Annotated in this window: 1 protein-coding gene; it reads left to right on the plus strand. The window is 63.3% G+C overall.

The features are described 5' to 3' along the window. Positions 1 to 876 precede the first annotated feature (876 nt). Positions 877 to 1,363: helix-turn-helix domain-containing protein (locus tag HOV91_RS39065; protein ID WP_174190184.1), on the plus strand; the 487-nt coding region annotated here is incomplete at its 3' end.

Genomic DNA, 1,363 nt, shown 5'->3' on the forward strand with positions numbered 1-1,363 from the left:
GACCGGGGCGGTGACTCCGGGCTGATCAGCGATCGGATCCAGCGTCACAGCACTGGCTTCCGGCGCGGCCAGCATCATCACCATCGGCACAGCGCCGACAGCCAACATACGGCCACCCCACAGCAGCCGCCCACCACCCGAGACGCGAGGGCGGGTGGCCCCTGGGCCGCAATCCCGCCCCGGGAGCGGGACGGCGGCCTGGGATGTATTCCCGTTTTCGGGCACGACAAATAAGCCTTTCGATCGAATGAGAAAGGAGAGGGAAAGGATCAGAAAATGCGCGCGACTATGCGCGAGAAAGGCGGGTGGTCCCCGGCTGCCCGACCACAGCCGGGAGACTCGTCGCCGCATTCCTCACATCAGAGGAACGACACGGCCGATCAGACGAACGACAGGACCAGGTTCAATGCGTACGAGGCGGCCGACAGCACATTCGAGACCAGTGACGCTCCCGCGTCGAGCAGCGACAGGATGGTGTATGGGTCCACGATTATTCCTTTACCGGAGGAGGTGCAGTTGCCTCACCATCACAGCCCCGAAAACCGCTGCTGCGCCACCCCTTCGAGGGGTAAGGATTCTGCTAGCACAACCATTACCCCTCCGACTGCGCATGGTGACCTGCGTCGATGGGAGAAAGGGGTAAAGCGAGTGTCAGTAGAGAAACTTCCCGAACGCGTGTCCCCCGGTGCGCGGGTACGGCAAATACACCATGTCTGCCGCGCGGCTCCGATGGCTATCTGTCAGTTAGCTCATGGAGAATATTATTTGCCGGGGATGATCTTTCTCTGGTAGGAACGAATCGAGTCGGGGAAGTGAACCCTTCAACGTACCCCACGTGGAAGGAAATACGGAAGACCGTAGTAGGAGGGGCTTTACATGACCCGGCCAACGAACCCGGCCCACCATCCACGACGACGCCGCCAGGACCGCGCCAGTTCGTCTCGTTCGGAGATACCAGATCTCGGTTGCTGGACACGCCGGATCCGTGAGCGCCACAGGCTCCCGCGCCCGCGCGCCGCCGACCGCCTCAACATCAGCAAGGAGATGCTCAAACTGATCGAACGCAACAAGGTGACGCCCTCACCAGCGGTCCTGAACCACCTCGTCACCGCCTACGACCTCGATCGTGCGCAGGAACGCTACACCCACGACCTCGCCCGGCCCCCGGTCGCGCTGCCACCGATCGCGGAAATACGCACCCGCACCGACACCCCCGAGCACCGCGCGACACTGACCTCCCTCGACCGCCGCGAGATCGCAGGCGCCTACCTCGATCCGCTGTGGAATGTGGTCCTCGCCAACGAACGGTTCACCGCGGGCCTGCCCGGCATCGACGGATTCCGCCGCAACGTCGCCTTGTGGT

This window comes from Nocardia barduliensis (assembly GCF_013315795.1).
Taxonomy (GTDB): domain Bacteria; phylum Actinomycetota; class Actinomycetes; order Mycobacteriales; family Mycobacteriaceae; genus Nocardia; species Nocardia barduliensis.